This is a genomic window from Sorangium sp. So ce363 (assembly GCF_051520435.1).
Lineage (GTDB): Bacteria > Myxococcota_A > Polyangia > Polyangiales > Polyangiaceae > Sorangium > Sorangium cellulosum_B.
Window position 1 is genome coordinate 1,520,980 of the sequence record NZ_CP150333.1, and the last position, 26,338, is coordinate 1,547,317.

Annotated in this window: 30 protein-coding genes; 15 read left to right on the plus strand and 15 right to left on the minus strand. The window is 71.4% G+C overall.

Going from position 1 to position 26,338, the window contains the following annotated elements:
* Positions 1-27 precede the first annotated feature (27 nt).
* The 3 genes from WMF12_RS05740 (at position 28) to WMF12_RS05750 (ending at position 2,474) form a co-directional block, all read left to right on the plus strand.
* Positions 28-984, plus strand: a complete 957-nt coding sequence (locus tag WMF12_RS05740; RefSeq protein ID WP_437868025.1) for a LysR family transcriptional regulator — start codon at positions 28-30, stop codon at positions 982-984.
* Positions 985-1,271: 287 nt separating this feature from the next.
* The gene (locus tag WMF12_RS05745; RefSeq protein ID WP_437868031.1) at positions 1,272-1,406 is read left to right on the plus strand and encodes a hypothetical protein; all 135 of its coding nucleotides are present in this window, start codon (positions 1,272-1,274) and stop codon (positions 1,404-1,406) included.
* Between the two features lie 3 nt (positions 1,407-1,409).
* The gene (locus tag WMF12_RS05750) at positions 1,410-2,474 is read left to right on the plus strand and encodes an NAD(P)-dependent alcohol dehydrogenase (RefSeq protein WP_437868039.1); all 1,065 of its coding nucleotides are present in this window, start codon (positions 1,410-1,412) and stop codon (positions 2,472-2,474) included.
* A 34-nt stretch (positions 2,475-2,508) separates the two neighbouring features.
* Here the strand turns inward: WMF12_RS05750 and WMF12_RS05755 are convergent, their stop codons facing one another.
* Entirely contained in the window at positions 2,509-3,468 is a 960-nt protein-coding gene (locus WMF12_RS05755) for a LysR family transcriptional regulator (RefSeq protein ID WP_437868049.1), read from the minus strand.
* 149 nt (positions 3,469-3,617) lie between these two features.
* Between WMF12_RS05755 and WMF12_RS05760 the strand changes: the two genes are divergently transcribed.
* The 5 genes from WMF12_RS05760 to WMF12_RS05780 all read left to right on the plus strand — a co-directional run bounded on the left by WMF12_RS05760 (position 3,618) and on the right by WMF12_RS05780 (position 9,082).
* Positions 3,618-4,157, plus strand: coding sequence for a hypothetical protein (locus WMF12_RS05760; RefSeq protein ID WP_437868053.1), 540 nt, complete (start codon positions 3,618-3,620; stop codon positions 4,155-4,157).
* Complete coding sequence (locus WMF12_RS05765) at positions 4,154-5,581, plus strand: MFS transporter (RefSeq protein ID WP_437868068.1); 1,428 nt, start codon at positions 4,154-4,156, stop codon at positions 5,579-5,581. Before WMF12_RS05760 ends, WMF12_RS05765 begins: the two co-directional genes overlap by 4 nt.
* A 108-nt stretch (positions 5,582-5,689) precedes the next feature.
* The gene (locus WMF12_RS05770; RefSeq protein ID WP_437868073.1) at positions 5,690-6,031 is read left to right on the plus strand and encodes a hypothetical protein; all 342 of its coding nucleotides are present in this window, start codon (positions 5,690-5,692) and stop codon (positions 6,029-6,031) included.
* Positions 6,028-6,603: a GNAT family N-acetyltransferase gene (locus WMF12_RS05775; RefSeq protein ID WP_437868084.1), complete on the plus strand. Its 576-nt coding sequence runs from the start codon at positions 6,028-6,030 to the stop codon at positions 6,601-6,603. Before WMF12_RS05770 ends, WMF12_RS05775 begins: the two co-directional genes overlap by 4 nt.
* A gap of 16 nt (positions 6,604-6,619) precedes the next feature.
* Positions 6,620-9,082: a hypothetical protein gene (locus WMF12_RS05780; RefSeq protein WP_437868087.1), complete on the plus strand. Its 2,463-nt coding sequence runs from the start codon at positions 6,620-6,622 to the stop codon at positions 9,080-9,082.
* Between the two features lie 56 nt (positions 9,083-9,138).
* On the opposite strand, the gene WMF12_RS05785 is transcribed toward WMF12_RS05780, so the two are convergent.
* The 4 genes from WMF12_RS05785 to WMF12_RS05800 form a co-directional block, all read right to left on the minus strand.
* Positions 9,139-9,753 (minus strand): DNA-3-methyladenine glycosylase I, encoded by a 615-nt coding sequence (locus WMF12_RS05785; RefSeq protein ID WP_437868094.1) that lies wholly within the window; start codon positions 9,751-9,753, stop codon positions 9,139-9,141.
* Positions 9,750-10,046: a YciI family protein gene (locus tag WMF12_RS05790; protein WP_437868100.1), complete on the minus strand. Its 297-nt coding sequence runs from the start codon at positions 10,044-10,046 to the stop codon at positions 9,750-9,752. The genes WMF12_RS05785 and WMF12_RS05790 overlap by 4 nt, the downstream gene beginning before the upstream one ends.
* A 17-nt stretch (positions 10,047-10,063) precedes the next feature.
* Positions 10,064-10,729 carry a TetR/AcrR family transcriptional regulator gene (locus WMF12_RS05795; protein WP_437868110.1) on the minus strand — a complete coding sequence of 222 codons (666 nt, stop codon included), beginning with the start codon at positions 10,727-10,729 and terminating at the stop codon, positions 10,064-10,066.
* Positions 10,730-10,930: 201 nt separating this feature from the next.
* The gene (locus WMF12_RS05800; RefSeq protein WP_437868124.1) at positions 10,931-11,797 is read right to left on the minus strand and encodes a LysR family transcriptional regulator; all 867 of its coding nucleotides are present in this window, start codon (positions 11,795-11,797) and stop codon (positions 10,931-10,933) included.
* A 96-nt stretch (positions 11,798-11,893) separates the two neighbouring features.
* Between WMF12_RS05800 and WMF12_RS05805 the strand changes: the two genes are divergently transcribed.
* The gene (locus WMF12_RS05805; RefSeq protein ID WP_437868140.1) at positions 11,894-12,739 is read left to right on the plus strand and encodes a ketopantoate reductase family protein; all 846 of its coding nucleotides are present in this window, start codon (positions 11,894-11,896) and stop codon (positions 12,737-12,739) included.
* Between the two features lie 7 nt (positions 12,740-12,746).
* Here the strand turns inward: WMF12_RS05805 and WMF12_RS05810 are convergent, their stop codons facing one another.
* From WMF12_RS05810 to WMF12_RS05820, 3 genes are all read right to left on the minus strand, one after another.
* Positions 12,747-13,415, minus strand: a complete 669-nt coding sequence (locus tag WMF12_RS05810; protein WP_437873833.1) for a glutathione S-transferase family protein — start codon at positions 13,413-13,415, stop codon at positions 12,747-12,749.
* A 123-nt stretch (positions 13,416-13,538) separates the two neighbouring features.
* Entirely contained in the window at positions 13,539-14,048 is a 510-nt protein-coding gene (locus tag WMF12_RS05815) for an SRPBCC family protein (protein WP_437868147.1), read from the minus strand.
* 10 nt (positions 14,049-14,058) lie between these two features.
* Positions 14,059-14,388 carry an ArsR/SmtB family transcription factor gene (locus WMF12_RS05820; RefSeq protein ID WP_437868164.1) on the minus strand — a complete coding sequence of 110 codons (330 nt, stop codon included), beginning with the start codon at positions 14,386-14,388 and terminating at the stop codon, positions 14,059-14,061.
* Between the two features lie 218 nt (positions 14,389-14,606).
* On the opposite strand from WMF12_RS05820, the gene WMF12_RS05825 reads away from it, so the two are divergent.
* The 4 genes from WMF12_RS05825 to WMF12_RS05840 all read left to right on the plus strand — a co-directional run bounded on the left by WMF12_RS05825 (position 14,607) and on the right by WMF12_RS05840 (position 16,612).
* Positions 14,607-15,125: an SRPBCC family protein gene (locus tag WMF12_RS05825; protein WP_437868168.1), complete on the plus strand. Its 519-nt coding sequence runs from the start codon at positions 14,607-14,609 to the stop codon at positions 15,123-15,125.
* Positions 15,109-15,468, plus strand: coding sequence for an ArsR/SmtB family transcription factor (locus WMF12_RS05830; protein ID WP_437868183.1), 360 nt, complete (start codon positions 15,109-15,111; stop codon positions 15,466-15,468). Before WMF12_RS05825 ends, WMF12_RS05830 begins: the two co-directional genes overlap by 17 nt.
* Positions 15,469-15,595: 127 nt before the next feature.
* Positions 15,596-15,850, plus strand: coding sequence for a UPF0175 family protein (locus tag WMF12_RS05835; RefSeq protein WP_437298218.1), 255 nt, complete (start codon positions 15,596-15,598; stop codon positions 15,848-15,850).
* 270 nt (positions 15,851-16,120) lie between these two features.
* Complete coding sequence (locus tag WMF12_RS05840; RefSeq protein ID WP_437868197.1) at positions 16,121-16,612, plus strand: Fur family transcriptional regulator; 492 nt, start codon at positions 16,121-16,123, stop codon at positions 16,610-16,612.
* Between the two features lie 311 nt (positions 16,613-16,923).
* Here WMF12_RS05840 and WMF12_RS05845 read toward each other — a convergent pair whose 3' ends face one another.
* The 5 genes from WMF12_RS05845 to WMF12_RS05865 form a co-directional block, all read right to left on the minus strand.
* A complete protein-coding gene (locus WMF12_RS05845; RefSeq protein WP_437550225.1) occupies positions 16,924-17,154 on the minus strand; it encodes a hypothetical protein in 231 nt (76 codons plus the stop codon).
* Positions 17,155-17,311: 157 nt separating this feature from the next.
* A complete protein-coding gene (locus tag WMF12_RS05850; RefSeq protein WP_437868210.1) occupies positions 17,312-18,088 on the minus strand; it encodes an ABC transporter ATP-binding protein in 777 nt (258 codons plus the stop codon).
* Complete coding sequence (locus WMF12_RS05855; protein WP_437868221.1) at positions 18,088-18,903, minus strand: ABC transporter permease; 816 nt, start codon at positions 18,901-18,903, stop codon at positions 18,088-18,090. Before WMF12_RS05855 ends, WMF12_RS05850 begins: the two co-directional genes overlap by 1 nt.
* On the minus strand, positions 18,900-19,730 hold the full coding sequence (modA, locus tag WMF12_RS05860; protein ID WP_437868230.1) for a molybdate ABC transporter substrate-binding protein: 831 nt from the start codon (positions 19,728-19,730) through the stop codon (positions 18,900-18,902). The genes WMF12_RS05855 and modA overlap by 4 nt, the downstream gene beginning before the upstream one ends.
* A 46-nt stretch (positions 19,731-19,776) precedes the next feature.
* Entirely contained in the window at positions 19,777-20,883 is a 1,107-nt protein-coding gene (locus tag WMF12_RS05865) for a substrate-binding domain-containing protein (protein ID WP_437868235.1), read from the minus strand.
* A 295-nt stretch (positions 20,884-21,178) separates the two neighbouring features.
* On the opposite strand from WMF12_RS05865, the gene WMF12_RS05870 reads away from it, so the two are divergent.
* Positions 21,179-22,570: a sensor histidine kinase gene (locus WMF12_RS05870; protein WP_437868246.1), complete on the plus strand. Its 1,392-nt coding sequence runs from the start codon at positions 21,179-21,181 to the stop codon at positions 22,568-22,570.
* 61 nt (positions 22,571-22,631) lie between these two features.
* On the opposite strand, the gene WMF12_RS05875 is transcribed toward WMF12_RS05870, so the two are convergent.
* A complete protein-coding gene (locus WMF12_RS05875; protein WP_437744638.1) occupies positions 22,632-23,174 on the minus strand; it encodes a GNAT family N-acetyltransferase in 543 nt (180 codons plus the stop codon).
* The gene (locus WMF12_RS05880; protein ID WP_437868262.1) at positions 23,171-24,454 is read right to left on the minus strand and encodes a hypothetical protein; all 1,284 of its coding nucleotides are present in this window, start codon (positions 24,452-24,454) and stop codon (positions 23,171-23,173) included. The genes WMF12_RS05875 and WMF12_RS05880 overlap by 4 nt, the downstream gene beginning before the upstream one ends.
* Positions 24,455-24,522: 68 nt before the next feature.
* On the opposite strand from WMF12_RS05880, the gene WMF12_RS05885 reads away from it, so the two are divergent.
* Positions 24,523-26,100 (plus strand): PLP-dependent aminotransferase family protein, encoded by a 1,578-nt coding sequence (locus tag WMF12_RS05885; protein WP_437744640.1) that lies wholly within the window; start codon positions 24,523-24,525, stop codon positions 26,098-26,100.
* Positions 26,101-26,338 lie beyond the last annotated feature (238 nt).

The window sequence follows — 26,338 nt, forward strand, 5'->3', positions numbered from 1 at the left end:
CCAGCCCTGGGATCGAGGACCAAACCGATGGAACTCCGTCACCTGCGCTACTTCATCGCCATCGCCGAGGAGGAGAACTTCAGGCGCGCGGCAGAGAAGCTGCACGTATCACAGTCGCCGTTGAGTCGTCAGATGCAGCAGCTCGAGGAGGAGATCGGCGCGGAGCTCTTCGAGCCATCGGGACGCGGCGTGAAGCTCACGCCCGCCGGGCGGCTTCTCCTGGACAGAGCGAAGACGATCCTCTCCGACGTGAACGCTGCGGCGAAAGAGGCGCGGGAGACGGCCGAAGGCCAGATCGGGACGGTCACGATCGGCTTCGAGAGCGGCTCTGCGTATGTAGGCCCGTTGTCGACGATCCTCACGCGGTTTCGGGAGCAGGCGCCACGAGTGAACGTGGAGCTCGTGCCCATGAGCAGCGCGCAGCAGTGGGACGCCTTGCGCGCCGGGCAGATCTCGCTCGGCTATGGGAACTACGTCCCGGATGACTCCTCGCTCCAGAGCGTCGTGCTTGCCCGGCATCGCCTGGGGATCATCGTGCCGGAGCAGCACCCTCTGGCGACCGAATCCATGATCAAAGTCAAGGACCTGGCGAACGAGCCCATGCTCATGGATCCGCGGAAGAGCAACCCTCGTTTGTATGACGACATCATCGCCGCCGTTCGCGCGCGCGGCGTGACCCTGAACGTGGCTTCGGAGATCCTCGACGGAGAAGCCCTGTTGACGCTCGTGGCGAGCGGCTTCGGATTGACCTTCGGCGCGGAACCCGCGGCGCCCTTCCTCGCGGTCGGCACCGCGATCTGGAAGCCGGTCAGCGATCTCGGTCTGGAGATGCGCAACATCGCGATGTGGCGGCCCGACGCGCAGTCTGTCCTGCTCCGACCGCTCGTCGACCTGGTACGTGAATTCGGCGCCGCGCTTCGCGATCGGGAGATGGGACCGCGCAGACAGGAGAGCGAGCGCCAGCGGCGACGGCGACGCGGCTAGAAACAACGGGCCGAACGCTTCGAGGACATGGGTCGATGACCCGACTCACCGCTCGCCGCCCTGCGCACCCTGCTTCTTGACCACGCTGATCTCCCCGTCCGCCTCGAGGCAGGCAGAGCGCACCGTGGTGATGTCCGTGGGCATGGCCGTCTCCTTCAGGGGCACGGGAGTACTGCTTCGTTCGCGCTGGAGGGGCCCTCGCAAGAAAGGGACCGCTCCAGACCGTGTGCTGCGCGGGCGAGGAGGGGGTCGCTCGGTGCACTGCCTGCTAAGCTTGCGTATTTGTTATGATTTATGCCCGTTCGGCGCTCTGGTTCACCGCCGACGCCGAGCGCATGATAGTGCTGCACGTGGCCCGGCAGCCGACGAGCGCGGCGGGCCTGGCCTCCCTCTTCCAGGAGCTCAAGCTCTTCCAGGAGTAAAAGATGACCGTGAAAGCCTTTGGTGCCCATGCCGCCGACAAGCCGCTGGAAGCGCTCGACATCTTTCGTCGCGCCCCAGGCGACCACGATGTGCAGATCGACATCGCCTACTGCGGCGTCTGCCACTCGGACTTGCACACCGTCCGAGGTGAATGGGCGGGCACGCTCTATCCGTGCGTTCCTGGGCACGAGATCGTGGGGCGGGTGTCCGCTGTGGGGGCCCAGGTATCTCGCTTCAAGAAGGGCGAGCTGGTCGGCGTCGGCTGCATCGTCGACAGCTGCGGCCGCTGCGCGTCCTGCACCGAGCACCTCGAGCAGTACTGCGAGAGGGGCATGACGCTCACCTACAACTCTCCGACCCCGGACGCCCCCGGGCACACGCTGGGCGGCTATTCCCAGCGGATCGTCGTCAACGACAAGCACGTTGTGAAGATCAGTCATCGCGAGGAACAGCTGGCGGCCGTGGCCCCGCTGCTCTGCGCCGGCATCACGACCTATTCGCCGCTTCGGCACTGGAACGCCGGGCCCGGCAAGAAGATCGGCGTGGTGGGCATCGGCGGGCTCGGCCACATGGGCGTCAAGCTCGCCCACGCGATGGGCGCGCACACCGTCGCGTTCACGACGTCAGAGTCGAAGCGGCAAGACGCCAAGGCCCTCGGCGCGGACGAGGTCGTGGTGTCGCGCAACGCGAACGAGATGGACGCTCACGCCGAGAGCTTCGACATGATCTTGAACACGGTCGCGGTGAGCCATGACCTTGACGCCTTCACGAGGCTGCTCAGGCGGGACGGCGCCCTGGTGCTCGTGGGCGTGCCGAAGGACCCCCACCCGTCGCCCGCCGTCTTCAACCTCGTGCTCAAGCGCAGGACGATCGCCGGGTCGACGATCGGCGGCATCGCCGAGACGCAGGAGATGCTCGATTTCTGCGCGGAGAAGGGGATCGTCGCCGACATCGAGGTGATTCCGATCCAGCGGATCGAACAGGCGTACGAGCGGATGCTCAAAAGCGACGTCAAGTATCGCTTCGTCATCGACACCGCCAGCCTGGCCGCCGGGCCACAGGGGTAAAGTCCTAGGTCATCGTCAAAGCTGAGGGGCGGCACTAGCCCCTTCGCCTCTTCCGTGGCTCGCGGCGCTGCCCAGCACGCCCGTTCCGCGCCACCGTCTCTTCCCCGCCTGCCACGACCTCCCGCACGCTGTCGCGCAACCAGCGGTGAGCTGGGTCCGCGTCCAGCCTCGGGTGCCACAGCAACGAGACGGTGATCTCCGGCGCGGCGAAGGGCAGCGCGAAGCTGAACAGGCCGTCGCGCAGGCTCCGGGTGTGGTGCTCCGGAACGGTGGCGATCAGGTCGGTCGCGCGCGCCAGGGCGATCGCGGTAGCGAACCCGCCGACGATGGTCACCACCTCGCGCGCCAGACCGAGCGCGGCCAGGCTCTCGTCGATGCGCCCTTTTGCCTGGCCGCTCCGCGAGAACACGACGTGGCGTCCGGCGGCGTAGCGCGCGGGCGTGATCTTCGCGCGGCCGAGGGGGTGATCGCTGCGCACGACGCCGATGAAGCGGTCGCGGAACAGCGCCTGGGTGCGCAGCTCGGGGCTGGTGTCTTCGTCGACGACGCCCGTCTCGAGGTCGACAGCGCCTGTGCGCAGCGGCGCGCTGTCCTTGTCGGGCTTGGCCACGAAGCGCAGCCGGACGCCTGGCGCCTCGGCGCCGGTGCGCTCGATCAGGGCTGGACCGAAGCTCTCGACGAATCCCTCGCTGGTGCGCAGCGTGAAGGTGCGCACCAGGCGCTTCAGGTCGAGCTTCTCGGCCGGGCGCAGGACGGCCTCGGCGCCCTGCACCAGGTGGCTCACGCGCTCGCGCAGCTCGAGCGCGCGTGGAGTCGGCACCAGGCCGCGTCCAGCGCGCACCAGCAGGGGGTCGCCCAGGGTCTCCCGCAGGCGCGCGAGCGCCCGACTCATCGCCGACGGGCTCAGGCGCAGGCGTCGGGCCGCGCCGGTGACGCTGCCTTCCGTGAGCAGCACGTCGAGCGTCACGAGCAGGTTCAGGTCGGGCAGCGACATGCCACCAGGCTAGCAGAGGTCGGGGCGAACCATGGCGTCAGACGCACAGATATGTTGCGATCGTTGCGCGTTCCGCAATCCGTGCCGGCGCTCTAGTTTCGACGTCGAAGGTCGGATCACCTCGATTCGAGCCGAGCCGGAGGCCACCCATGACCGAGAACGCCCTTGAACTGTTCGTCCGTCGCACCCGCGCCAGCTGGGGACCGCTCAGCAGCGACCTTGTCGCCAGCTGTCGCAGTCACCTGGAACAGCTGGCGAAGGCGCACGCCGCCGAGCCCTGGCTCGCGGCGCTGCACGAGGAGGCGCCCGCGTCCAGGGAGCTCTACCGGGATGCGAAGCACGGCTTCGTGCTGCAGGCCCACACCGAGCAGGCCGGGCTCTATCGCGCGCCGCATGACCACGGCCGCGGCTGGGTGATCTACGCCCTGCAGCGCGGAGAGATCGCGATGTCGACCTACGCTCGGGTCGAGACCGGAGCCGGCGTCCAGCTGGTCAAGCGTGACGAGACGCTGCTGCGCGCCGGGCAGGCGCAGCTGTTCTTGCCGGGAGACATCCACGACACGCGCTGCGTCGCCGGCCCGGCGCTGCTGTTCCGTTTCACCGAGCGCGATCTCCGGCAGGAAGATCAGGTCGCGCGGCGCGTGACCCGCTATGTCGAGCGCAACGGCGTCTGGACGGTGGGACCATGATGGCGCTGCGCACCTCGATCGCGGGCGCGCCCCTGCCGAGCGAGGCGCCCGATCAGGCGGCTTCCGGTGTGCAGGGCCCGGCGCGCGCGGAGGCGATTGCGTGCGTGCTGGCGGCCATGGTGCTGGTGGTGCTCTCCGCGGGCATCGCCAACGTGGCGCTGCCTGCGCTGGCGCACGCGCTCCAGGTGACGCCCGCCGCGTCGGTGCGCGTCGTCAGCGCCTACCAGCTCGGGCTGGTGATGGCTCTGTTGCCGTGCGCCGCCCTGGGCGAGAGCCTGGGCTATCGCGCCGTGTTCACGGCAGGCGTCGGGCTGTTCACGGGCGCGTCGGTGCTGTGTGCGCTGGCGCCATCGCTCCACTGGCTGGTCGCCGCGCGCTTTTTGCAGGGGCTCGGAGGCGCCGCCGTGATGGCGCTCGGGGTGGCGCTGCTGCGCTTCGTGGTTCCGCAGGCGCAGCTGGCAGCCGCCATCGGCTGGAACGCGCTCGCCGTGGCGCTGTCCTCGGCCGCGGCGCCCACGGTCGGCGCCGTGCTGCTCTCGAGCGCAAGCTGGCCCTGGCTGTTCGCCGTCAATCTTCCGCTCGGCGTGGCGGTGCTGCTCGCCTCGCGCGGCCTCCCCGAGGTCCCCGGCACGGCGCGGGCGCTGGACGCGACAAGCATGGCGCTGAACGCGGGGGCCTTCGGCGCGTTGATCGCAGGCGCGGAGCTGCTGCCGGCGGCGCCGGCGCTCGGGGCCGGCCTGCTCGCCGCGGCCGTCCTGAGCGCGACGCTGTTGCTCCGCCGCGAGCTGCCGAAGGAGGCGCCCCTGGTGCCGCTCGACCTGCTGCGCAGCCGTTCGTTTCGCGTCTCCGTGATCGCGTCGGTCGCGTGCTTCGCGGGACAGGCCTCGGCGCTGGTCGCGCTGCCCTTCTATCTGCGGCACAGCTTTGGCCAAGAGGCTCTGAGCACCGGGCTGCTGATCACGCCCTGGCCGCTGAGCGTGGCCCTCCTGGCGCCCGTCGCGGGCCGCCTCGCCGACCGCATCTCGACGGCCTGGCTGTGCGCGACGGGCGCGGGGTGTCTCGCGCTGGGGCTCGCTGCGCTCGCGCTGTCGCCGGCGCACGGCAGCGCGCTGGCGCTGGTGCCGTTCGTGGCGCTGTGCGGCGCGGGCTTTGGCCTGTTCCAGGTGCCGAACAACCGCAACATGCTCCTCGCGGCGCCGCGCGCGCGGAGCGCCGCCGCGGGCGGCATGCAGGGCACCGCGCGGCTGGCCGGCCAGACGGCGGGCGCTGTCGTCATGACCTTGCTCTTCACGCTCATGCCAGTAGATGCCGCGCCGCGCATCGGCCTCGGTATCGGCGCCGTGCTGACGCTGAGCGCCGGGATCGTCAGCGCGCTGCGCGCTGGCTCGCACCGCAGCCATGACGGTGGGCGGATGGGCAGCTGAGAGCCGCGGTGTCCGAGCTCTTCGAGCAGAGAGCGCCGCGGGCGAGAAGGAGGGGCGCCGGTCGGCGCCTTGACCCACCTCGGGCACGGGCGTATCCAATTCTGCGCAATGCTGACGATCCGTCGGGCGCAATGGGTTGCTCTGGCGAGACTGGCGGACGATCGGCTCGCGGAGCAGCTGGCGGCGATCGCGGCGCGCCACTGGGCGGAGGCGGCGGCGCTCCCGGCGCCGGCGCGCCTCGAGCGCGTGCGCGCCGCCGTCGATCGCGCGCGCGCCCTCGGGATCGACGACGATCGCGACGTGGGCCGCTTCGTCATGATCGACCTCGCGCTCGGCGCGGGGTTCGAGGTCGAGCGGGCCTGGGCGCGGGCGATCCTCGCGGACGAGCGGCTGCCGATGGGGGATCGCGTTGCGCGGCTGAAGGCGCGGGCGCACGGGGAGCTCGGGTGAGCGCGGCCCTCCGCGCCGCGGCCGCGCTGCGGTCCGACGTCGGCCTCGAGCCGCTCGGGTTCGAGCACGCCGCCGCCATGCAGGAGCTGCTCGCCGGCCCGGCCGTGGCGGGCCCGCTGCGGCTGCCGCACCCGCTGCCGCCCCGGCACGTCGAGCGCGAGGTGGTGGCGCTGCGCCACCACGAGCGCGAGGGGACGCGGGCGAGCTTCGCCATCGTCGTCGCGCAGGAGGTCGCGCAGGCGGCTGGGCAGGCCGCGGCGCCCGGGGGCGCGCCCGTGGTCGCGGGAGGCTGCGATCTTTGCGCCATCGATCGCCACGGGCGCACCGCGGAGATCCGCTACTGGCTGGGCGAGCCGTTCTGGGGCGGCGGGATCGGACGCGCCGCGGTCTCGGCGCTGCTCGACGAGGCGCGGGCCCGCGGGCTCGGCTCGGTGACGACGTTCATCGCGCCCGGCAACCTGCGCTCGCGCCGCCTGGCCGAGGCGCTGGGCTTCGAGCGCATGTCACGGAGCGACGCGGAGGAGGCGCCCGGCGGCGCGCCACCGCTGCTCGCCTACGGCCGGGCGCTCTGAGCGCGGGGGCACGAAGATGGAAGAGAGAGAACCGTCCCTCCCCGCCACTCGGTACAGGTCAAAGAAGCGGGCAAGGAAGCAGGGCCGCTTCCGGCCGCCGACCGTCATCGAGCTCGGCCTCCTGGACCTCGAGCTCTTCCTGCAGTCGGCGCCTTCGAGCTGGCCCGACGCCGCGGCCGAGCTGAAGCTGCTCGACTTGCTCCGTCTGCGCACGCGCTACTACCGGTGGCGGTTCGTGACCGACGAGCAGTCCGCGCTCGAGACCTCGACCGACGAGGTGCTGCGCCTGGTCCCGAGCAAGAGGGGGCCGGAGACGACTTGTTCCGTCATCGAGAAGGAGAAGGAGATCGAGAGCGACGACGCCGCGAACGAGGCGCAGCCGGCGTTCAACGATCTCGGACCGCCCGCCGCCGGCGACACGCTCCTCCTCCTGGCGGCCATCCAGACAGGCGACATCCAAGCTGTCGAGGAGGCGATCGATGGCGCCGATCTCTATCTCCCCTGCGCTTATACCCCCTGGATGATGGGGAACGAGGGCATCTGGAATTTCGCGTCCGCCATCGACGTCTACATGTCGCCACGGCAGGCCGCCTTCGTCGAGTACGCCTGCGCCCTGCTCGCGCGGGCCGACGGCCAGACGGTCTGCGCCGAGCTCGCCGGCGCGAAGATCACGGATGCGCGCAAGGAGATCCTCGATCTCCTGCTCGCGCACGACAGGACCGACGCATTTCCGAAGCCGCTCCTCGAGCACCCCCTGAAATTCGACCTCGCGCACGCCGGGTGCCTGCTCGATGGCCCATGCTGGACCCACATCGGGCGAGACCCGATGAGATGCCCCTCGTCCAATGTCCGGGACTTCGTGTTGCTGCTGACCGGCTTGCTGGCGGGGCTCTGCCTCGAGCTCAACGAAGCGCACCTTCACCGGAGCTGCGGCGTCGAGGACCTGCTCGAGCGCCTGCTGGCCATCGATTTTGTCTGCGAGCTCTGCGTCCGTGTGGTCTACGGGGAGCAGGTGCTGGGCACCCTGGGGCAGGCGCCGCTGAAGGCGCCGACGGCGCTGTCGCCAGCGTTCGTGGACGAGATCTTCCGCCTGCAGGCGGACGCGGCCGATCTGGCCCGCGCGCTGGATGCGGGGTTGAGAGAGGAGCTCGGGCTGCCGCCGCCGATCCGGCCGGGGCGTCGGGAGGATCTCTGGGGAGCCGCGAAGCGCAACCTCTGGGTCTACCTGCCGCAGCTCGCGCCGCACCTCAGGGGATCCGAGACGATCTGGTCCGTCATCTTCACGCCGCAGGACCTCTCCGGCCACATCGGGAAGCTCGAGGCGCTGGAGCCTCCCAAGGATCCGTCGCTGGTGGAGACCCAGGAGCTCGCGAAGAAGATCGTGTCGAGTTGCCTGCGGAAGAAAGGCGCCATCGACCTCGCCACCCTCCTCGAGCTCCGGAGCAAGCTTCCTGCGAACCCCAAGGTCGAGCTGATCATCACGAACGTCCTCGGCCTTGGCCAGAGCCTGCAACAGACCATGGAGGAGGCGCTGGCGGCCGCGCACGCGGCCCGCACGCACCCCAAGGTGTTCGGCGCCCCCGCCGACATCAAGAACAAGTACGACCGTACCGTGTGCGGCGCGAACACGGTGCCGCCCGACGTCGAGTACTACGGTCTTGACGGGCTGGCATGGGACGCCAAGCGGCTCGGCGGCAATCAGACGGAATGGGGCGACACGCAGAAGAAGGGGTTCGCGAGCACCAGCAACGTGCCGTGCGCCCTCCTGCTCGACGCGACGTATGCCAACCAGCGGCGTTACCAGCGAGCCTGGGCCGAGATCTTCCGCGACGTCGCGCGCGGCAAGCTGCGGCTCTACCGGATGGTCGAGGGCGAGCGCCGGCCCGCGCTCCTCGAGATCTCGGTCGACATGATCTGCGAGGCCCGCGGCGCGCAGGTCCTCTCTCCCAGCCCGGTCGGCTCCCTGCACGATCCTTCATGCACCTTCGGGGCCTTCGTCGTCGACGACTGGCTGAAGAGCGGCAAGCTCCAGGGAAACGCCGTCACGCTCGCGAAGATCACCAAATCGAACCCCTGGGTGAACGCCACGCTCGATCGTCTGCTGTCGGGGCAGCTCGTCTGGTACGACTTCTTCTCCGACCACACCCGCGAGCTCCCGCTCGGCGGCGGGCGGCACATCTGCCTCGAGGTCTCGCTCAGGTCGGTCCCCGAGATCGTGAACCTTTGCGCCGAGAACGCCGCGCTCGCCGAAGAGGTGAGCTCCTTCTGGCGCATCATCTGGGTGGTCGACCTGCACCGCTTCTTCATCACGTTCACGCATTACGAGCGGTGGTGCCTGGGCCGCGGCGCGACGAAGCAGCCGCTGCCGATGCCCGCCTTTTTCGAGCTCGAGGGCCCGCCGCCTTCCGCGCTGCCCGTCGCCCCGACAGGCACGACCTTCGCGAACGCGCTCGGCACTTTCGGCGCCAGCCTCACGTGAGGCGGCGCTGGCCTCGCCGCCGGTGCCACGAAGCGTCGGAACCACGCAGGCAGGTGTCAGCGTCGGGGGCGCTTGAATCGCTCTCGCGAGCGCTCGACGTCTCCTCGGATGACGCAGCCCTCGACGTGATCGTTCACCAGCCCCATCGCCTGCATGAACGCGTACACCGTCGTGGGGCCGACGAACTTCCAGCCGAGCTTCTTCAGGTCCTTCGAGAGGGCGACCGACTCCGGCGATGTCGATACGGTCTGCGGGCGCGCGAGCCGCTCCGCGGCGGGCTCGTAGCGCCAGACGAACGCCGCCAGCGAGCCCTCGCGCTCGACGAGCTCTCTGGCGCATCGCGCGTTGTGGATGACCGCCTCGATCTTGCCGCGGTGGCGGATGATCCGCTCATCTCCGAGGAGCCGCTCGACGTCTCGCCCGGTGAAGCGGGCGATCTCGTCGACGTCGAAGCCGTGGAACACCTCGCGGAAGCTCTCACGCTTGGCGAGGACGGTGCGCCAGCTCAACCCGGACTGGAAGCCCTCGAGGCTCAGCTTCTCGAACAGCCGGCGGTCGTCGCTGACAGGAAACCCCCACTCGCGATCGTGGTAGTCGATGAACTCGGGCGCCGCGCCGGACCAGCGGCAACGCGCTCGACCGTCGGGCCCCACGATCGTCGCGGCGCTCATGACGCGTCGCCTCGCAGGAACCCGAGCCGCTCGTCGACTCGAGACGGCGCAATCTCGACGATCTCGGCGCTGACGACGCCCGCGGTGACGAACGGATCGCCGTTCACCCTGTCGCGGAGCTCCTCCATCGTGGTCCGATGCGCGAGGATCCCGCCGCCGCCGTGGGGCTTCAGGCTCCCGACCAGCACGAACACTCCTTCGTCGAAGCCACGCCGGATCCAGGCGTTGTGTTGCTCCATGTGCAGGCTGGCTTGACCCTTGTTGTCGGAGAACTTGAGAAGGACAAGAAACACGGCGCATGCTCCTGGGGTTACGGCTCACGTCTGCCGCGGGGACGGCCACGTGTCGTCTTGCGTTGCTTCGCCTGGAGCCCCCGCCCTGACCGAGCGTCGGGGCCGGGCGGGCCGGCGCTGGTCGTCAGCGACAGCAACCACGCGTGCATCTGCTCCACTTCCTGCGCGATGAAGGTCTCGTCGTGGAAGGCGCTCGCCAGCGTGGCCACCCCCTGGCTCCGGGCCAGGAGGTGCATCGCGAGCTGATCGGCGTCGTCCGCCCGGCCGAGCAGGACGAACTGCCGACTCAGCCACGTCCGGAAGAGCGTGAACAGCCGGTTGGCTCCCGGTCGAGAAGGGTGGTCGAGCTTTGCGAGCTCAGCGCACAGGGTGCCAACGGGGCAACCGTATCGTTTGATGCTGGCGCGGTTCGCGATCAGGATACCGATGAAGCTACGTATGCGGTCCGCGGGGCTGTTCCCCTCGATCTCCCACCGATCGAGCATCTGCCGCGTGCTCGCGAGGCGCTCGTCGATCACCGCATCCAGGATCTCGTCCTTCGTCTTGAAGTGGTAATAGAAGTTGCCGCGTGAAATACCGACGGCCTCCGCGATATCAGCGAAGGATGTATGCTCGTAGCCCCGTCGATAGAAGAGACCATCAGCCGCTTGAACGATCTGAGCGCGCGTCGTCGGGTTGCTCACAGCGTCGCCTCGCCGGACGGCCGCTGTCGCAGCCGCGGAGAGTCGATCTAGTAGGACGATTGTCCTAGGATGTCAAGCGTCGCTGCGTCCGCGCTGCCACGACTCGGGGCGCCAGCGGGCACGGCCGCGGACCGGCGGCGCCTGCAGCACCACCCCGCCGTCGCGCCGGTCGACACGCTGGAGCGGCGCGAGGGCCCGCTGTCATCCACGAGCGGCGGCCCCGGTCGTGTACTCCGCGAACAGCTCGCTCAACGCTTTCGCCATCGCGCGCATGCGCGGCACCTGGCGCAGCTCTCGATGCATCACGACGTAGAACGGGACCGACGGACCCGCCGCGTCGAGCGCCACGGGCTCCAGACCCGGAAGATCGACGCCGGCCGCGTGCACGACGATGCCCATGCCTGCCCGCGCTGCCTCGATCCGCGTCTCCACGGCGTTCGAACGAAGCGGGAAGTTCTGCGCGCCGCGCTCCACGAGCCAGTGGAAGGGGCCGAGTCCCTGGGTGACCCGCTCATCGACGATGAAGCGCTGGCCTGTGTAGTCATCTCGCGTGACCCGGCGTCCGGGCAGATGCGCTGCCAGGTAAGCGGCGCTCGCGTACAAAGCCGGCTTGACGTCGCCGACGCGCTTCTCGATGAGCACGTTCGAGGCCGAACGACCCCCGCGGAGCCCGATGTCGGCCTCGCGCTCCGCCAGATCGACGAGCCGCGACTCGACCGACACCTCGACGATGGTCGTCTGGTCCTGCTCCCAGCATCGCCGCGCCGCCTGGGCTGCCACGGCGCCAAACCCCTCCGGCACGGAGAGGCGCACGGTGCCGGCTCGTTCACGATCGTGCGCCCCGAGCGCTTGCTCGAACCCGGCGGCGATGTTCACGAGCGCGAGGGCCTCGCGTTCCAGCCGCACCCCGTGGCTCGTCCGGTGGACGACGGAGCGCCCGAGCGCGCGCTCGAGCGTCGAGACGCGCCGCATGACCGTGGAGGCCGACATGCCGAGGCGCTGTCCGGCCGCGAGGAAGCTCCCGCGGCGGTGGACCTCGAGCAGCACACGACAATCGTCCCAGTCCATGGGACGACCCTGCCACCTCGACGGATCTTCGTCCATGCAAAACGGGTTTGTACCAGCGCAAAACCCCCGTGATGCGGCGCAGGTTATGCTGTCTCCATGAAAATGGCAGTGCTCGGTACAGGAGCCATCGGCAGTACATTCGCTTACCAGCTGGTTAAAGCCGGCCACGAGGTCACGGCCGTCGCGCGCGGCGCGCGGCTGGAGCGCCTGCGGGAAGACCGCGCCATTGTTCTGAGCGATGGCGCGCGCGCCGCTGTGGCCGTCGCCGGCACGCTCGACCCGAGCGTCCCGTACGATCTCGTGCTCGTGACGGTGCTGGCGCCTCAGGTCGACAGCGTCTTACCCGCGCTGCGACAGAGCGCCGCGAGACACATCATGTTCATGTTCAACACCTTCGAGCCGCTGGATCGACTGCGGGACGCGGTGGGCGCCGAGCGCTTCTCGTTCGGCTTCCCCGGCGGTGTGCTCGCGCATCTCATCGACGGCAAGCTGCGGAGGCGCATCCTGCCCGGCACCACCGTGGGCGATGCGGCCTGGGCGAAGGTGTTCGGCGCTGCAGGGATCCCGACCGTGACCAGCGCCGATATGCACGGATGGTTGCGCTCGCACGCCGCCATGGTGATCCCCCTCATGTCGATCGGCGTCGTCGTGGCGCACCGGAACGCCGGCATCACCTGGCGTGAGGCGCGCCGCTACGCCGCCGCGCTCGCCCAGGGGTTTCACATCGTGCGCGGCCTGGGCCACGCCATCGAGCCCACCGTGGTGGCGCTGCTCAGCCGTCTGCCGCGCATGCTCACCACCGGCTTGTTGTGGCTCATGAGCCGCACCCAGGAGCTCCGGAACCTCGGCGCGCTCGGCGCCGCGGAGCCCCGGATGCTCATCGACATGATGGCGACCGCGGTGCCGAATGAGGCCGCCGAGCTGCTGGCGATCCGCCCGTAGACTGGAGCTAGTCGCGATCGGCCGGCGCGCCGCCCGGGAAATAGTGGCGGTAGGGTCGGCCGCCCTCCACCGCGCGATCGACGGACGGGCGCTCGCGCAGGCGGCGGTAGTAGGCGCGCAGGTTGGGGCGGTCGTCGAAGGGGTGGACCCAGTCGGCGTAGAAAAGCGACGGGGCGGCGGCGCAGTCGGCGAGGGTAAAGGCGTCGCCTGTCGCCCAGGTGCGGCCGGCGAGCTCGCCGTCGAGCCAGGCGTAGACCTTGTCCAGGGCGGCGCGGGCCTGAACCTCCCCGTACTCATCGCGCGGGTTGGACTGCATCTCGCGGATGCGGTTGTTCACGATCACCTGCATCGTATTCATGACGTAGTTGTCGAAGATGCGGTCGAACATCCGCGCCTGGAGCGCGGCGGCCGGATCGCGCGGGATCAGGCGGGCAGGATCCGGATGCGTCTGGTCGAGCCACTCGACAACGATGGTCGCCTCCCACAGGGCGAGGTCGCCGACCCGGAGCACGGGGAACTTGCCGAGCGGCCAGAGCGCCGCCAGCTCGGCGCCGGCCTGCGGGTTGGAAGGCTCCAGCAGGCGCAGCTCGAAGGGGACGTCCTTTTCATAGAAGGCGATGAATGCCTTCTGGGAGTAGGACGAGAAGGGGTGGGCGTAGAGGATCGGTGTCGTCATGGTGGCCTTGCTGCTTCGCGTGTCTGCGAGCGGTTCGTGTCTGCAAGCGGTCATGGTCGGCGAGACCGTCGCGCGTTCCATCGGAGCGCCCGAAGTTCTCACAAAATTAGCCTGATCGATGTCCTAGCCAGGCCTCCGCGCGCCCCTCGCCAGCTCCTCGCCGAGCGCGTCCAGCATCTGGAGCCAGCTCGGGTGCGCGCCGGTCCGGCGAGCGAGCGCCTCGCTCACGTTCTGCTCGAGCCTCACGAGCGTCCGCCCGTTTCGCTCGACGAAGGTGATCGACACGAGCGTCTCCTCGGGCCAGTCCCGGTCGTGCCCCTGGCTCTCGGAGGAGACGGGATTCCCGTTCGCGTCAGCGATCCGCATGGTGAACGCGAGCCGCTCCGGCCGCACGACCTCGCGGTAGACACCGATGGTCCAGCAATCGCCGAACTGCGGGTTGTGGATGCATGAGTGGAAGCCCCCTCCCGCTCGGACGTCGATCCGCGCGAAGCGGATGGTGCACCCCCGCGGCGCGAACCAGCGCGCCAGCAGGTCGGGGTTCGTCCACGCATCGAACACCACGTCGCGCGGAAAATCGAACGTGCGCTCGATGAGGACCGTGGGCTCATGAGGGGTTTGAGAGAATTGCATCGTGACGTGATCACCCTTTCTTCGGCGGATGCAGCTCGTGCAGGAGGTCGTCCAGTCGGCCGAACGCCTCGTCCCAGTGCTGCCGGTACTGCTCGACCCAGCTCGCCACCTCCCGCATCGGCGCGGGATTGAGCTGGCAAACGTGCTGCCGCCCGTCGCGCCGCTTCTCGATCAGACCCGCTCGTTCCAGGGTTGCCAGGTGCTTGGAGATGGCCTGTTGCGAGATCTGAAACGGCTGCGCCAGCTCGTGCACCGACGCAGGCCCCATCTTGAGCCGCACGAGGATCGCGCGCCGGGTGGCGTCGCTCAGGGCGGCCAGGGTCGTGCTCAGCGAATCCACAACCATATGGTTGTGGATCGGCTCCCGGAAGTCAAGCGAAGGTCTTCCACCTCGAGATCCTCGAGGTGGAAGACCCCCTGAAGGCGTCGTCGGACGCAAGGCTGGAGCTCGCCTGCCTTGCTGGCGCCGAACGCCGCGGTCGCGCTGTGCGGACAAAGTGCAATCAAATGGTTGCACTTCGTTGCGCTGCTCGGTATTGTGCATCCAGGAGGTTGCACATGGCATCGACGGACAGGATCGAGAAGCGGGTCACGCTGCGCGCGCCCGTGTCACGCGTGTGGCGGGCGATCGCCGACGCCCGGGAGTTCGGGCGCTGGTTCGGGATCGAGCTCGAGGGCGAGTTCGCCGCGGGCAAGACGCTCACCGGCACGTTCGGCGAGGAGCTCAACGAAGCCGCCATCATCGACTACCAGAAGAGCCGCGGTCTCCGGCCCTCGAAGGTGAAGCTCCCCGAGAAGAGCGCGGTGTTCTGCACGGTGGAGCGCATCGAGCCGGAGCGGTACTTCAGCTTTCGCTGGATCCCGTATGGCATCGACGCCGAGGCCGACCCGGACAACGAGCCGACGACGCTCGTCGAGTTCCGCCTCGAGGGGGTCGCTGACGGCACCCTGCTCACCATCGTGGAGTCCGGCTTCGACCGTGTGCCAGCGCATCGGCGCGAGCGCGCGTTCCGCATGAACGAGGGGGGATGGGCCGCTCAGGCCGAGAACATCGCGAAGTATGTCGAAAGCGTGTGAACCGGCGGTCGCTGACGTCTTCTTCGCCCTCGGCGACGGGACGCGGCTGTCGGTGGTGACCCGGCTCGGGGCCGGAGGGGCGCTGTCGGCGACCGCGCTCTCCGACGGAGCGAAGGTGACGCGACAGGCGATCGTGAAGCACCTCCGGGTGCTCGAGGGCGCGGGCCTCGTGACGCACGAGCGGCGCGGGCGCGAGGTCCTCTATTCGCTCGAGCCGCGGCGGATCGAGGAAGCCCGCGTGTTCCTCGACGGCATCTCCGCAGGCTGGGATCGCGCGCTCGATCGGCTGCGTCGGATGGTCGAGGAGCCTCCGTCGTCGACGCGTGAACGGGAAGCACGATAGGAGAGCGGCTTGCAGCGCAAGCATTCGGGCGAGGCAGCCGAGCGCCGCCCAGAATCGCAACGCGGACGCCGGCTGTGTCCCCCGAGCCGACCTCGACACCGGGACGCTTCGCGCGATACTGAGAGGCATGACCATCGTCGCCCTGACGGTACCCGACGACCTCTGCGCAGCGCTGCAGGTGCCGGCCGAACGGCTGGCGTCCGAGATCGCCTTCGCCGCCGCGATCCGCCTCTACGAGGAAGGCCGGGTGTCGCTGGCCAAGGCCGCCGAAATTGCATGCGTGGAGCGTTTTCGCTTCGCAGCCCGGCTCGCGGAGATCGGCATCCCGACCGCGGCGTTCGACCCGGCCGATGTGGATGTTGCCAAGACGGCGGCGAGATGACGCTTCCGGTCGCGGTGATCAGCGATACGGGGCCGCTGAGCTACCTTCACCGACTCGGGCGCCTCGAGCTTCTGCAACAGCTCTATCGCCGCTTGCTCGTCCCACCTGCCGTCGTCGCAGAGCTCAACGTAGGGCTTCGCCTGGGCAGAGATCTGCCCGACGTGACCACCCTGGACTGGATCGAGCTGCGATCGCCTCCTGCTCATGCGCTCCGGGGGATCGACGGGCTTGGCGTTGACCATCTTGCGAACGGTTCGTATAGTTCCCCGCGTGCGCCATGTGACCCAGCCGCCCGCGCTCGACGAGGCCGGCCTCGAGCGGGCGCTGGAGCGGCTGCGGCGCACGGTGCGGCAGCGCGGCCTGAAGGGGTCGTCGGTCCGCGACTCCATCGCGCGCGCGGCGCTCCTCAGGCGAGGCCACTTCTCGGTCGACGACCTGCTGAAGGAGCTCCGCGAGAGCGGCGTCGTCGATGCCCACCCCGCCACGGTCTACCGGGTCTTACCCCTCCTGGTTGAAGCGGGGCTCCTCCAGATGACGCTCGTGTCGAAGGGCGACGGCGCGCGGTACGAGCGAGCGTTCGAGCGTGAACATCACGACCATCTGATCTGCACACGCTGCGGCAAGGTCGTGGAGTTCGAGTTCGAGGCGATCGAGGTTCTTCAGCGCGACGTCGCGGAGAGATTCGGCTTCCGCTTGATGGGCCACGTCCACGAGCTGCTCGGGGTCTGCAAGGACTGCAGCGCTGCCGGCGTCGAGGGCTGACGCGCGAGAGGCGCCCTGCCGGCGCCGCAGCGCGACCGGATCACCGGCGTGCCCGACCGCGAGGCAGGCGGCGTACATGAGCAGCGACCCGGACACCGCCGTCAGGTAGCCAGGCCACTCGATCCAGCCGGCGCTCAGGGCGACGAACGCGCCGACGAAGCCGAACATCGCCGCGCAGCCGGCCACGGCGACCCACCGGCCAAGGCGCCCCATGGCCGCGCACGCGAGCCCCCGGACCCGCACGCCGAACGTCCCCCAGGGCCCGTCCAGCGGAAGAGCCGTCGAGGCCGCGCGCGCGAGCGCCCGGGCCCTCACGCGACACCTCGCCTCACGACGTTCATCACCTCGGTCGTCCTCCGCGCGTGGAGCTCCGCGGCGGCCTCTCCGAGCACGGCCCACAACGCCTCCAGGCTGGAATCGTCGAGCCGGACGGAGACGGGGCCGAGGTGAATCGAGATACCCCCGCAGTCCAAGCACCGCTGGACGTGCGCGACGCCGTTGTACGCGAGGGTTTCGTGACGACAGTCCTTCGAGTTTGACAAGTCGACCTCCCGAGCGAGACGGTAACGCGAATGATTATCATTTTCAACATGATCGCGCTGGGGGGCGACTGTGACTGGGTGGCGACTGACTGGCGGATGGCCTCGCGACCGGAGATCCGGCCGTGACAGATGGTCTTCGCTGCTCCTTGCTGAATTTTCAGGCTGAATCCGCGCTCGGGGAGGGCGGCGCGTCGCCGGCGCTGCGCGCCGAGGCGACGAACTCCTCCACGAAGGGCGACGCCGGTCGGGCGGAGAGCTCCTCCCAGGTGCCGGCCTGCGTCACGCGCCCTGCCTCGAGGACGGCGATGCGATCTCCCAGGAGCCGCGCGTCCGTGGCGTCGTGCGTGACGACGACGGTGGGGAGGGCGAGCGTCCGCAGGTAGTCCGAGAGGAACGCCCGGACCTCGCGGCGCGAGTGGACGTCGAGCGCGGCGAGCGGCTCGTCGAGGAGCAGCGCCCGCGGGCTCACGGAGAGCGCGCGCGCGAGCGCCACGCGCTGCTTCTCGCCCCCGGAGAGCGCCTGCGTCCGCCGGTGCGCGTGCGCGGCGATGCCGAGGTCGTCGAGCATGGCGTCGACGACCTCGGCGTCGGCCGCGCGCCTCCGCCGCGCGGGATCGCTCCGCACCGCGAACGCGACGTTCTCACGGACGCTGAGGTGCGGGAACAGCGCGTAGTCCTGGGGCACATAGCCGATCCCGCGCTGCTCGACGGGCACGTCGATCCCGGCCGCCGTGTCGAGGAGCACCGCCTCGCCGACCTCCACGCGCCCTCGCTCCACGGGCAAGATGCCCAGGAGGAGCGAGAGCAAGGTCGTCTTCCCGGCGCCGTTCGGCCCCACCAGGACGAGCGACCCGCCGCCGGTGTCGAGATCGGCCTCGATGCGCAGGCGCCCGATGCGCGCGGTCACGCGGGCGCGGAGGCGCTCCGCCGCCATCACGGCGCCGCCTCGGGGCGCTCGGTCTCGGTGGAGCGCCCCAGCACGGCCCGCACGAACAGGAGCAGCGTGAACGCCACGACGACAAGGACCATCGACAGCGCCTGCGCGGCGCGCAGCTCCGACTCGAGCGCCGTGTAGATGGCGAGCGGCAGCGTCTGCGTCCGCCCCTCCAGGTTGCCGGCGAACATGAGCGTCGCGCCGAACTCGCCGAGGGAGCGGGCCCAGCTCATCGCGGCCCCTGCGGCGAGCCCAGGGGCCGAGAGCGGCAGCGCCACGCGGAAGAACACCCGGAGCGGCGACGCGCCGAAGGTCCGCGCCACCACGAGGAGCCTCGCGTCGACCCTCCGGAACGCGCTGGTCGCGGCCTGCACGAAGAACGGCGCCGAGACGAACACCTCGGCGACGACGACCGCCGTCGTCGTGAACGAGACGGACCACCCCGCGGGGTAGAGCCACCCGGCGAGGAGCCCGCGGCGGCCGAACGCGAGCAGCATCGCGACGCCGGCGACCGCGGGCGGGACGACGATGGGCAGCTGCACCACCGTCTCGACCGCGCGCGAGAGCCGCCCGCGCGAGCGCGCCAGCGTCCAGGCGAGCGGCGTCCCCAGGACGACCACGACGGCGAGGCTCGTGGAGGTCGTCAGGAGGCTCAGGCGCAGCGCGGGCCACACGAGGGGGTGGCGGAGCCCCTGCTCGACGTCCCCCGCCGTGGCCGTCGCGAACAAGGCCAGGATCGGGACGGCCAGGAAGGCCACGAGGACCGCGCCGACCGCGGCCAGGGCGACCCGCTCCGCGCGGAGGCGCCCGCTCACCGAGGCGCGCCCCCGCCGGAAGGCACCAGGAACCCGGCGCGCCACAGCGCCGTCCGTCCGGCCTCCGACGTCACGAGGTTGACCCACGCGCGCGCGAGCCCGGGGTGCGCGGCGCCGGACACGACGGCGATCGGGTACTCGGCGAGGACGTTGACCTCGGGCGGGATCGCCACGACGACCACGCCGTCCTGCGCCACCTGCGCGTCCGTCCTGTAGACCACGCCCGCCTGCGCTTCCCCGAGGCGCACCTTGGCGAGCACCTGCCGCACGTTGGGCTCGCGCGAGACGACCTTGGACTCCACGCGCGCGCGGAAATCCGCGCCCAGGGAGGCCGACGCGCGATCGAGGATCTGCAGCGTGTAGCGGCCGATCGGGACCTCGGGGGTGCCGATGACGATGCGGGTCGCGGCGGGGAGGTCGGCGAGCCCCCGGACGGTCGCGGCGCTCTCGCTCGCGACGACGAGAACGGGCTCGTTGCGCGCGAAGACGACGGGGCCCGTGGCGCGCTGGGATTTCACGAGCTCGTCCATGTGGCGCTGATCCGCCGAGGCGAACACGTCGACCGCGGCGCCGTGCTCGAGCTGCGTGCGGAGCTCCTGCGTGCCGGCGAAGTTGAACGTGACCTCGACGCCCGGATAAGAGCGCTTGAAATCCTCTCCCAGCGCGGTGAACACGTCCCGGAGGGAGGCGGCGGCGAAGACGACGAGCCTGTCCTCCCGCTGTGCGGACGCCGGCGAAGGGCGCTCGCAGCCGCCGAGGACGGCGAGGCACGCCGCGAGGATCAGGAGGGGGAGGGCGCGCGCCAGCTGTCGTCGGGGGCAATTCATCCGGGAGACTCCTCTGTTCCGTCGTTCCCTGGCTCGGTCCGCGCCGTCATGCCGCCCGCACCTCGGCGACCCGCTCGCCCGCCTGCCGAGCGTCGTAGGCGAGCGCCGAGAGCTCACGGCGGAACTCCCCTGAGACGAGGACGTCGAGCAGGCGCTGCACCCTGCCGTCATCGAGCCCCTCGCGCGGGACAGCGAGGTCGTAGCGCTCCTCGGCCAGGGGCACGAAGCCGAGCCCGAACGCCATCGCCGCGTCGCGCGTCGCGACGCCGGTGTCCGCCGCGCCCATCGCCACGGCGCGCGCGACGTCGAGGTGGCCGGCGACCCGCAGGTGCGGCTTGCGCGCGAGCTCGAGCGGCAGCCCGTGGCCGCGGACCTCGCGCTCGAGGAGCCGCTGGGCGCCGGCGCCCGCCTCGCGGCCGGCGAGGCGCAGGCCGGGGAGATCGAGGTCGGCCACGCCGCGGATGCGGCCGGCGTCCTCGCGGCGAACGAGGAGGCCCGCCTCCCAGCGCGCCAGCGTGATGAGGACGATCGGCTCGGCGTGCCCGAGCCGGCGGACGTCGGCGACGTTCGCCTCGCCGGTGCGCGCGTCGACGAGGTGGACGCCCGCGACGTGGGTCCGCTGCCGGGCCAGCGCCTGGAGGGCCGCGGTGCTCGAGCGGGGGAACCAGAGGAACCGCCCCGGCCCCGGCCTCGTGTTGAGCCGGTCGGCGAGTAACCCGAGGCCAGCCGCGCAGCCCATCACGACGACGTTCTCCTCGACCTCGGCGAGCGCCCGGAGGGGCTCGACGACAGCCCTCCCGCGCCGCTCGCCGGTCACGATGCCGTCCGCGGCCACCCGCACCGCGTCCTGCTCGAGGGGGTAGGAGACCCAGCGGTCCGCGATGCGCGCGACCGCGGCGCGGCCCAGCGCCGCCGGAGCGTCGCTCTCGGTCGCGAGGTCCGCCACCGCGCTCGGCCCCCCGAAGAGGACCTCGACCGAGCAGTCGAGGGCGCTCGCGAGGCGCAGCGCGACGTCGACCGCCGGGGTCGCGCGGCCCGCCTCGATGGCGCCCACGCTCTGCCTCGTGAGGCGGGCGCGCTCGGCGAGCGCCACCTGGGACAGCCCGCGCGCCTCGCGCCGCGCGCGAACCCGGTTCGCCGCTCGGTCCGTCATGACGCACACTCTTTACACCGAGGAACGCTTGCTTGTCATCCGTTGGCGACCTCGAGATGCCCCTCGCCCCCCTCGACAGGTCGAGTCGCCCCGCTCGTCGCGCATTGTCCCGCCACGCTCCCGCTCGCCGCCGGAGCGCGTCTCGCCATGCTGTGCGGCGCCGGGGCGCCTTGCTCTTCGCGCAACGCGGCCTAGCCTTCGCGGAGTGGCTCAGCCCCACGGATCCGCCGACGCCCGTCGAGAGGACGGAACTTCGGTCATTCCGACGCGGACGCGCTTCGAGGCCACGGCGAGGATGGGTTACGCCATCCTCACCCTGCTCCTGGCGCTCGGCATGGCGTTCTCGGTGCGGCGTTTCTCGTCCGTGGCCGAGGCTCAGATCGCTCGTCTACGCGCCAAAGAGCACGAGATCACGCTCGCGGAGCGGCTCCGGTGGAGCAGCGAGCTCATCGTGTCTCACGGCAGGGGCTACCTCATCTCCGGCGATCGCGAGCTCCTCGATCAGGCGAAGAGCGCCAGGGCGCGCTTCGACGAGCACGTCGGCGCGCTTCGCGACCAGGCGCTCAGCCCGATCGGTCTCGAGCGGGTGGCCGAGGTCGAGCGGGCGGCCAGGCACCTCGTCCGGATGCAGGAAGAGCTGCTCGCCGCCCGGCAGCGGACCGACGACGCGAGCGAGCTCGTGCGCCGGTTCGACGAGGAGCTGAGGCCGCGTCACCGCGATCTCGAGGGCTCCCTCGCCCGCCTCGTCGAGCACAAGCAAGACGTCCTGAAGCAGCTCTACGATGACGCGAAGGCGGAGCGAGCCCGGCTGGAGCTGTGGCTCGAGGGCCTGCTGGGCTTGCTGGTGCTGGCCGGCCTGGGGATCGCCTGGTACTTCACGAAGCTCCTCGGCGGCCCGTACCACAAGGCGCGGGAGGCGCGCGACGCCGCGCGCCTGGCGCTGGCGGCCCGCGACGAGCTCATGGGCATCGTGGCCCACGATCTGCGCAACCCGCTCGGCGCCATCGCGCTGAAGGCCGCGTGGCTGCGGCGGGGCGCCGACTCCGAGCGAACACGGCAGCAAGCGGAGTCGATCGAGCACGTCTCGCTGCGGATGGAGCACCTCATCAGGACGATGCTCGACGTGACGACGATGCAAGCCTCCAGGTTCTCGGTGACGCCGAAGCCGTGCGCGGTGGAGGATCTCCTGCACGAGACCATGGAGATGTTCGGGCCGCTCTCCGAGTCGAAGCAGGTCCGGTTCGAGCAATCCCTGAAGGAGCCCGGGCTCGTGATCCGCGCGGAGTGGGAGCGCGTGCTCCAGGTGCTGTCGAACCTCCTCGGGAACGCGCTGAAATTCACGCCCAAGAGCGGCCAGGTGACCCTCTCGGTGGACCGGGACGGGGCGATGGCCCGCTTCGCCGTCCTCGACTCGGGGCCGGGGATCCCCCCCCAGAACCTCACGAGCATCTTCGAGCGGTTCTGGAAGGACGAGACGCCCGGGAAGAAGGGCACCGGCCTCGGGCTCTACATCGCCAAGGGGATCGTCGACGCGCACGGCGGCCGCATCTGGGTGGAGAGCGAGGTCGGGCAGGGCGCCCGGTTCTACTTCACGCTCCCGATCGCCGAGGCGGCGGGGCACGAGGCGCCCGCGGCGGCAGAGGCGCCCGCGCCCTCGGCGGGAGGCGAGGGCCGCCCGCGCGGGTGAGGCGTCCATCCACGTGGCACGCGGCGCGCGGCGCGCGGCGGCGCCCGTGCCGCCCGGCGCTTCACGGCTGCCCGCCGGCCAGCGCGTCCTCCCGGACGCGCGCGTAGAGCAGCACGTCGCCGAGCCGCCCGTCCTTCACGACGTGGCGGCGCATCCGCGCCTCGAGCGCGTAACCCGCCTTCTCGAGCACGCGGGCGGACGCCCCGTTCCAGTCGAAGACGCCGGCCTGGATGCGCTCGAGGCCCAGCTGCTCGAAGCCGTACCGCGTCAGCGCGATCACCGCCTCGGTCGCCAGCCCGCGGCCCCAGTAGGCCGCGCCGAGCCAGTAGCCGAGCTCCGCGGTGTGCCGGTGCACGTCGTCGAGGCGCTCGAGGCCGATGCCGCCGGCCGCCTCGCCGGCGACCACGATTGCCAGGGCCTCGCCGGGCCGCGCGCGCGCCGCGCAGTGCGCGATCCAGCCCTCGGCGTCGTCGCGCGTGTACGGGTGCGGAAAGCGATCGCGGAGGTTCGCCCAGACGCGGCGGTCGTTCGCGTTCTTCACGAGCGCGTCGACGTCGACTGCCGCCCAGGGACGCAGGGTGAACGCGGGCATCTCGAGGATCATGGCGTCTTTCCCTCCGGTCGAGCCTCGCCGGCCCGAGCCTCCGATCGATCGAAGAGCTTCACGAGGATCTCGCTCCCGATGCCGGTCGCGACCATCCGCTCCCGGCGGTTCGAGAGCAGCGCGCCGAGCCACGGCAAGGCGCCGCCGTCCCCGAGCGGGAGCTCGAGGCCGTCGTCCCGGCGGACGACGAGCTGGATGAACGGCCCGGCGTAGTAGCCGAGCCCCTGCAGCCGCCCGAGATCGTGCACGACCTCGACCTCCGGGCGCGCGCGGGTGAGCGGCTCGCTGACCTCGGCGACCCAGCGCTCGGCGCGCGCGAGGAGCTCGGGGCCGAGGCCGAGGGACCGCGCGGCCCCCACGAGATCCGCCGCGCGCCGCGGCAGATCGACGCCGGCCTCGCGCAGGGCCGCCTCGGACGACCCGGGCTCGTGCGCCTTCGCCCGCCGCGCCATCGCGTCCGCGTCGACGCCGCGCGCGCCGAGGCTCGCGCGGACCAGCGACGTGTCGGAGAGCACGACGCGCAGCCCCGCGGCGCAAAAGCCCGCGTGAGGCAGCGCGCGGACGAGGTCCGCCCAGACGACGAGGTGCTCGAGCAGGGCGCGCCGCTCGCACGCGTCGTCCTCGCCGCGGGCCGGCGAGCGGGCCGCCGTCACGAGGGCGAACAGGCGGAAGTGCGGCGTGAAGCCCGGCTGGGTCGTGGGCTGCATGCGCAGGACGCGCTGGCTCGCGCAGAACCGCAGCGGCTCTCCGCCCCGGGTCCCGCGCCGGCGCCGCGCGGCGTGCAGCGCGAGCCCCGTCGTGGGATCCGCGGCGACCTCGGCGAAGCGGACCGTCGCGAGCACGTTGTTCGGCTCGACGCCCGCGCACGCCGTGGCGCCGAGCGGCCCGATCGGGGCGAGATCCACCGCCTCGAAGCCCGCCGCCGCCGCGTACGCCGCCGCGTCGAGGGCGTGCAGCCGCCGGGCGTCCGCCGTCGAGGCGTGCGTCATGGGCGCGCGCTCCGCGTGATCGAGGACGTCGGCGAAGCTCCGCCGCAGCGCGCGGCGGCGCAGGCAATGGAGCAGGAGCGTGGTCAGCTCGTTGCCCGGGAGGTCCTCGGCGAGGAGCCGATCGAGCGGCTGACCGGCGTGCGCCTCGGCCGCGCGGCGGGCGATGCGCGACGAGAGCTCGCCCGTCTTGCCGTCTTCGAGCGGCCGCCGCGGGGGAGCGGTGGGCCGCTCGCGGGCGGTGGGCCGCTCGCGGGCGGTCAACAGCGTCGTGAGGTCATCGGCGGTGGGCATGGCTGGCTCCTCGTCGACACGGTGCCCGGGATCTGGCACCCTGGAAAGGTCCAGATCCGCCGGTTTCGATGGTGCCAGCGCGCTCCGCCTCTCACGCCGCCCACGCCTTCCTCCACCTGCAGCGCGGCGCGCCGGCGACGCTGGCCGCCCAGCTGGTCGAGCAGCTGCGCCGCGCCGTGCTGGACGGCGTCCTCCAGCCCGATCACCTGCTCCCGTCGTCCCGCGAGCTCGCGCGGGAGCTCGGCGTGTCGCGCAACACCACTGTGGCGGCGTACGAGGCGCTGGCCGCGGATGGCACCATCGTGGTGCGCCCTCGGCGGGCGCCGGTCGTCGCGCACGTGCCGGCGCGCGCGGGGTGGCAGAGCGCCGCCCGCGTCCAGCCGGCGGCGGCCGCGCCGCGCACGTCGAAGAGCGCGCGGCGGCTCTCGGCGGTGGTGCCCCCCGACAAGCTCGACGCGCTCCTCGGCAGCCGCGCGCGGTCACGCCCGTTCGGCGTCGGCCTGCCGGACCTCGAGCTGCTCCCGTGGCGCATCTTCGAGCGGTGCCTCGCGCGCCGCGTCCGCTCGATGTCGGCGGCCGACGCGCTCGACCACGATCCGCGGGGCGCGCCGCTGCTCCGGCGCGCGGTGCTCCACCACATCGCGGTGGCCCGCGGCGTGCGCGCGACGGTCGACCAGGTGTTCATCACGGAGGGATCCCAGGCCGCGGTGGACCTGTGCTGCCGCGCGCTGCTCGATCCGGGCGACGCCGCCTGGGTGGAGGACCCGGGGCCGCTGGCCCTCCGCGCGGCGGTGCGCATGGCGGGCGCGCGGCCGATCCCGATCCCGGTCGACGAGGACGGGCTCCGGGTGCACGCCGGCGCGCATCGACGTCGGGGCGCTCCGCGCGCGCGGGTCGCCTTCGTGTCGCCGGCCTACGCGTTCCCCTCGGGGGCGCGGCTCACGCTGCCGCGGCGCATCGAGCTCCTGTCCTGGGCCGCCAGGGCGGGCGCCGCCGTCGTCGAGATCGACTACGAGGGCGAGCTGCGGTTCGACGGCACCCCGCTGCCCTCGCTCCTCAGCCTCGACCTCGAGGGCGTGAAGGATCGCGTGATCCACGTGGGGACCTTCAGCCGCTCGCTGTTCCCGGGCCTGCGGCTCGGCTTCATGATCGTGCCGCCCGCGCTGGTGCGCGCCGTGGCCATGGTGCGCGCGGCGTCGACGCGCTCGCCGCCCTACCTGCTGCAGGCCGCGCTCGCCGACTTCATCGACGAGGGCCACTTCGCGCGCCACCTCCGGAAGCTGAAGCAGGCGACGCGGCGCCGGCGCGACCTCTTGCTCGCGGAGCTCGGGCTGCTCTTGCCGAGCGCCGTCCGGGCGCGGGCGCCCGCGGGGGGCTCGGTGCTGACGCTCGACCTGCCCGCGGGCGTGGACGACGTCGCCATCGTCCAGGCGCTCGCGGCGCGGGGCGTGGATGCGCAGCCGCTCTCGCGCAGCACGGCGGCGCGCGCTTCGGCCCGCGCGCCGCGCGCGCCCGGGCTCATCCTGGGGTTCGGCGCGCACTCGGAGGGCGCGCTCCGGGATGCGGCGCGGACGCTGGCGGCCGTGGTGAGCGAGGCGATCGGCGCGGGCGAGGCCGGCGCATGGCCGGGGTCGCCGCCGCGATAGGACTTGTCCCCCAGGGACGCGGTACCGCCCGTCGTGAGCGAGCGCCGCGCCCACCGCCGCGCCGTACGAGCAGGGCTCGTCCGCGATCCGGCCCGCTGGTCCGGGCGCGTTCCGGAGAGCACGCCGATGCAGGCCATCGCCGTGTCACCGCCTGCCACACCTGACACCTGTCACACCCGGTCGGTGTGGCAGGCTCCCCGGCGTCGCAGGACGGGCGCGCGAGCGCCAAAAGCAGGAG

What these genes read in the sequence shown, in the direction of transcription:
- WMF12_RS05740 (WP_437868025.1), top strand. Translation starts at nt 28, where the DNA reads ATGGAACTCCGTCACCTGCGCTACTTCATCGCCATCGCCGAGGAGGAG.
- WMF12_RS05745 (WP_437868031.1), top strand. Translation starts at nt 1,272, where the DNA reads ATGATTTATGCCCGTTCGGCGCTCTGGTTCACCGCCGACGCCGAGCGC.
- WMF12_RS05750 (WP_437868039.1), top strand. Translation starts at nt 1,410, where the DNA reads ATGACCGTGAAAGCCTTTGGTGCCCATGCCGCCGACAAGCCGCTGGAA.
- WMF12_RS05755 (WP_437868049.1), bottom strand. Translation starts at nt 3,468, where the DNA reads ATGTCGCTGCCCGACCTGAACCTGCTCGTGACGCTCGACGTGCTGCTC.
- WMF12_RS05760 (WP_437868053.1), top strand. Translation starts at nt 3,618, where the DNA reads ATGACCGAGAACGCCCTTGAACTGTTCGTCCGTCGCACCCGCGCCAGC.
- WMF12_RS05765 (WP_437868068.1), top strand. Translation starts at nt 4,154, where the DNA reads ATGATGGCGCTGCGCACCTCGATCGCGGGCGCGCCCCTGCCGAGCGAG.
- WMF12_RS05770 (WP_437868073.1), top strand. Translation starts at nt 5,690, where the DNA reads ATGCTGACGATCCGTCGGGCGCAATGGGTTGCTCTGGCGAGACTGGCG.
- WMF12_RS05780 (WP_437868087.1), top strand. Translation starts at nt 6,620, where the DNA reads ATGGAAGAGAGAGAACCGTCCCTCCCCGCCACTCGGTACAGGTCAAAG.
- WMF12_RS05785 (WP_437868094.1), bottom strand. Translation starts at nt 9,753, where the DNA reads ATGAGCGCCGCGACGATCGTGGGGCCCGACGGTCGAGCGCGTTGCCGC.
- WMF12_RS05800 (WP_437868124.1), bottom strand. Translation starts at nt 11,797, where the DNA reads ATGGACTGGGACGATTGTCGTGTGCTGCTCGAGGTCCACCGCCGCGGG.
- WMF12_RS05805 (WP_437868140.1), top strand. Translation starts at nt 11,894, where the DNA reads ATGAAAATGGCAGTGCTCGGTACAGGAGCCATCGGCAGTACATTCGCT.
- WMF12_RS05810 (WP_437873833.1), bottom strand. Translation starts at nt 13,415, where the DNA reads ATGACGACACCGATCCTCTACGCCCACCCCTTCTCGTCCTACTCCCAG.
- WMF12_RS05815 (WP_437868147.1), bottom strand. Translation starts at nt 14,048, where the DNA reads ATGCAATTCTCTCAAACCCCTCATGAGCCCACGGTCCTCATCGAGCGC.
- WMF12_RS05825 (WP_437868168.1), top strand. Translation starts at nt 14,607, where the DNA reads ATGGCATCGACGGACAGGATCGAGAAGCGGGTCACGCTGCGCGCGCCC.
- WMF12_RS05830 (WP_437868183.1), top strand. Translation starts at nt 15,109, where the DNA reads ATGTCGAAAGCGTGTGAACCGGCGGTCGCTGACGTCTTCTTCGCCCTC.
- WMF12_RS05835 (WP_437298218.1), top strand. Translation starts at nt 15,596, where the DNA reads ATGACCATCGTCGCCCTGACGGTACCCGACGACCTCTGCGCAGCGCTG.
- WMF12_RS05850 (WP_437868210.1), bottom strand. Translation starts at nt 18,088, where the DNA reads ATGGCGGCGGAGCGCCTCCGCGCCCGCGTGACCGCGCGCATCGGGCGC.
- modA (WP_437868230.1), bottom strand. Translation starts at nt 19,730, where the DNA reads ATGAATTGCCCCCGACGACAGCTGGCGCGCGCCCTCCCCCTCCTGATC.
- WMF12_RS05865 (WP_437868235.1), bottom strand. Translation starts at nt 20,883, where the DNA reads ATGACGGACCGAGCGGCGAACCGGGTTCGCGCGCGGCGCGAGGCGCGC.
- WMF12_RS05870 (WP_437868246.1), top strand. Translation starts at nt 21,179, where the DNA reads ATGGGTTACGCCATCCTCACCCTGCTCCTGGCGCTCGGCATGGCGTTC.
- WMF12_RS05875 (WP_437744638.1), bottom strand. Translation starts at nt 23,174, where the DNA reads ATGATCCTCGAGATGCCCGCGTTCACCCTGCGTCCCTGGGCGGCAGTC.
- WMF12_RS05880 (WP_437868262.1), bottom strand. Translation starts at nt 24,454, where the DNA reads ATGCCCACCGCCGATGACCTCACGACGCTGTTGACCGCCCGCGAGCGG.
- WMF12_RS05885 (WP_437744640.1), top strand. Translation starts at nt 24,523, where the DNA reads ATGGTGCCAGCGCGCTCCGCCTCTCACGCCGCCCACGCCTTCCTCCAC.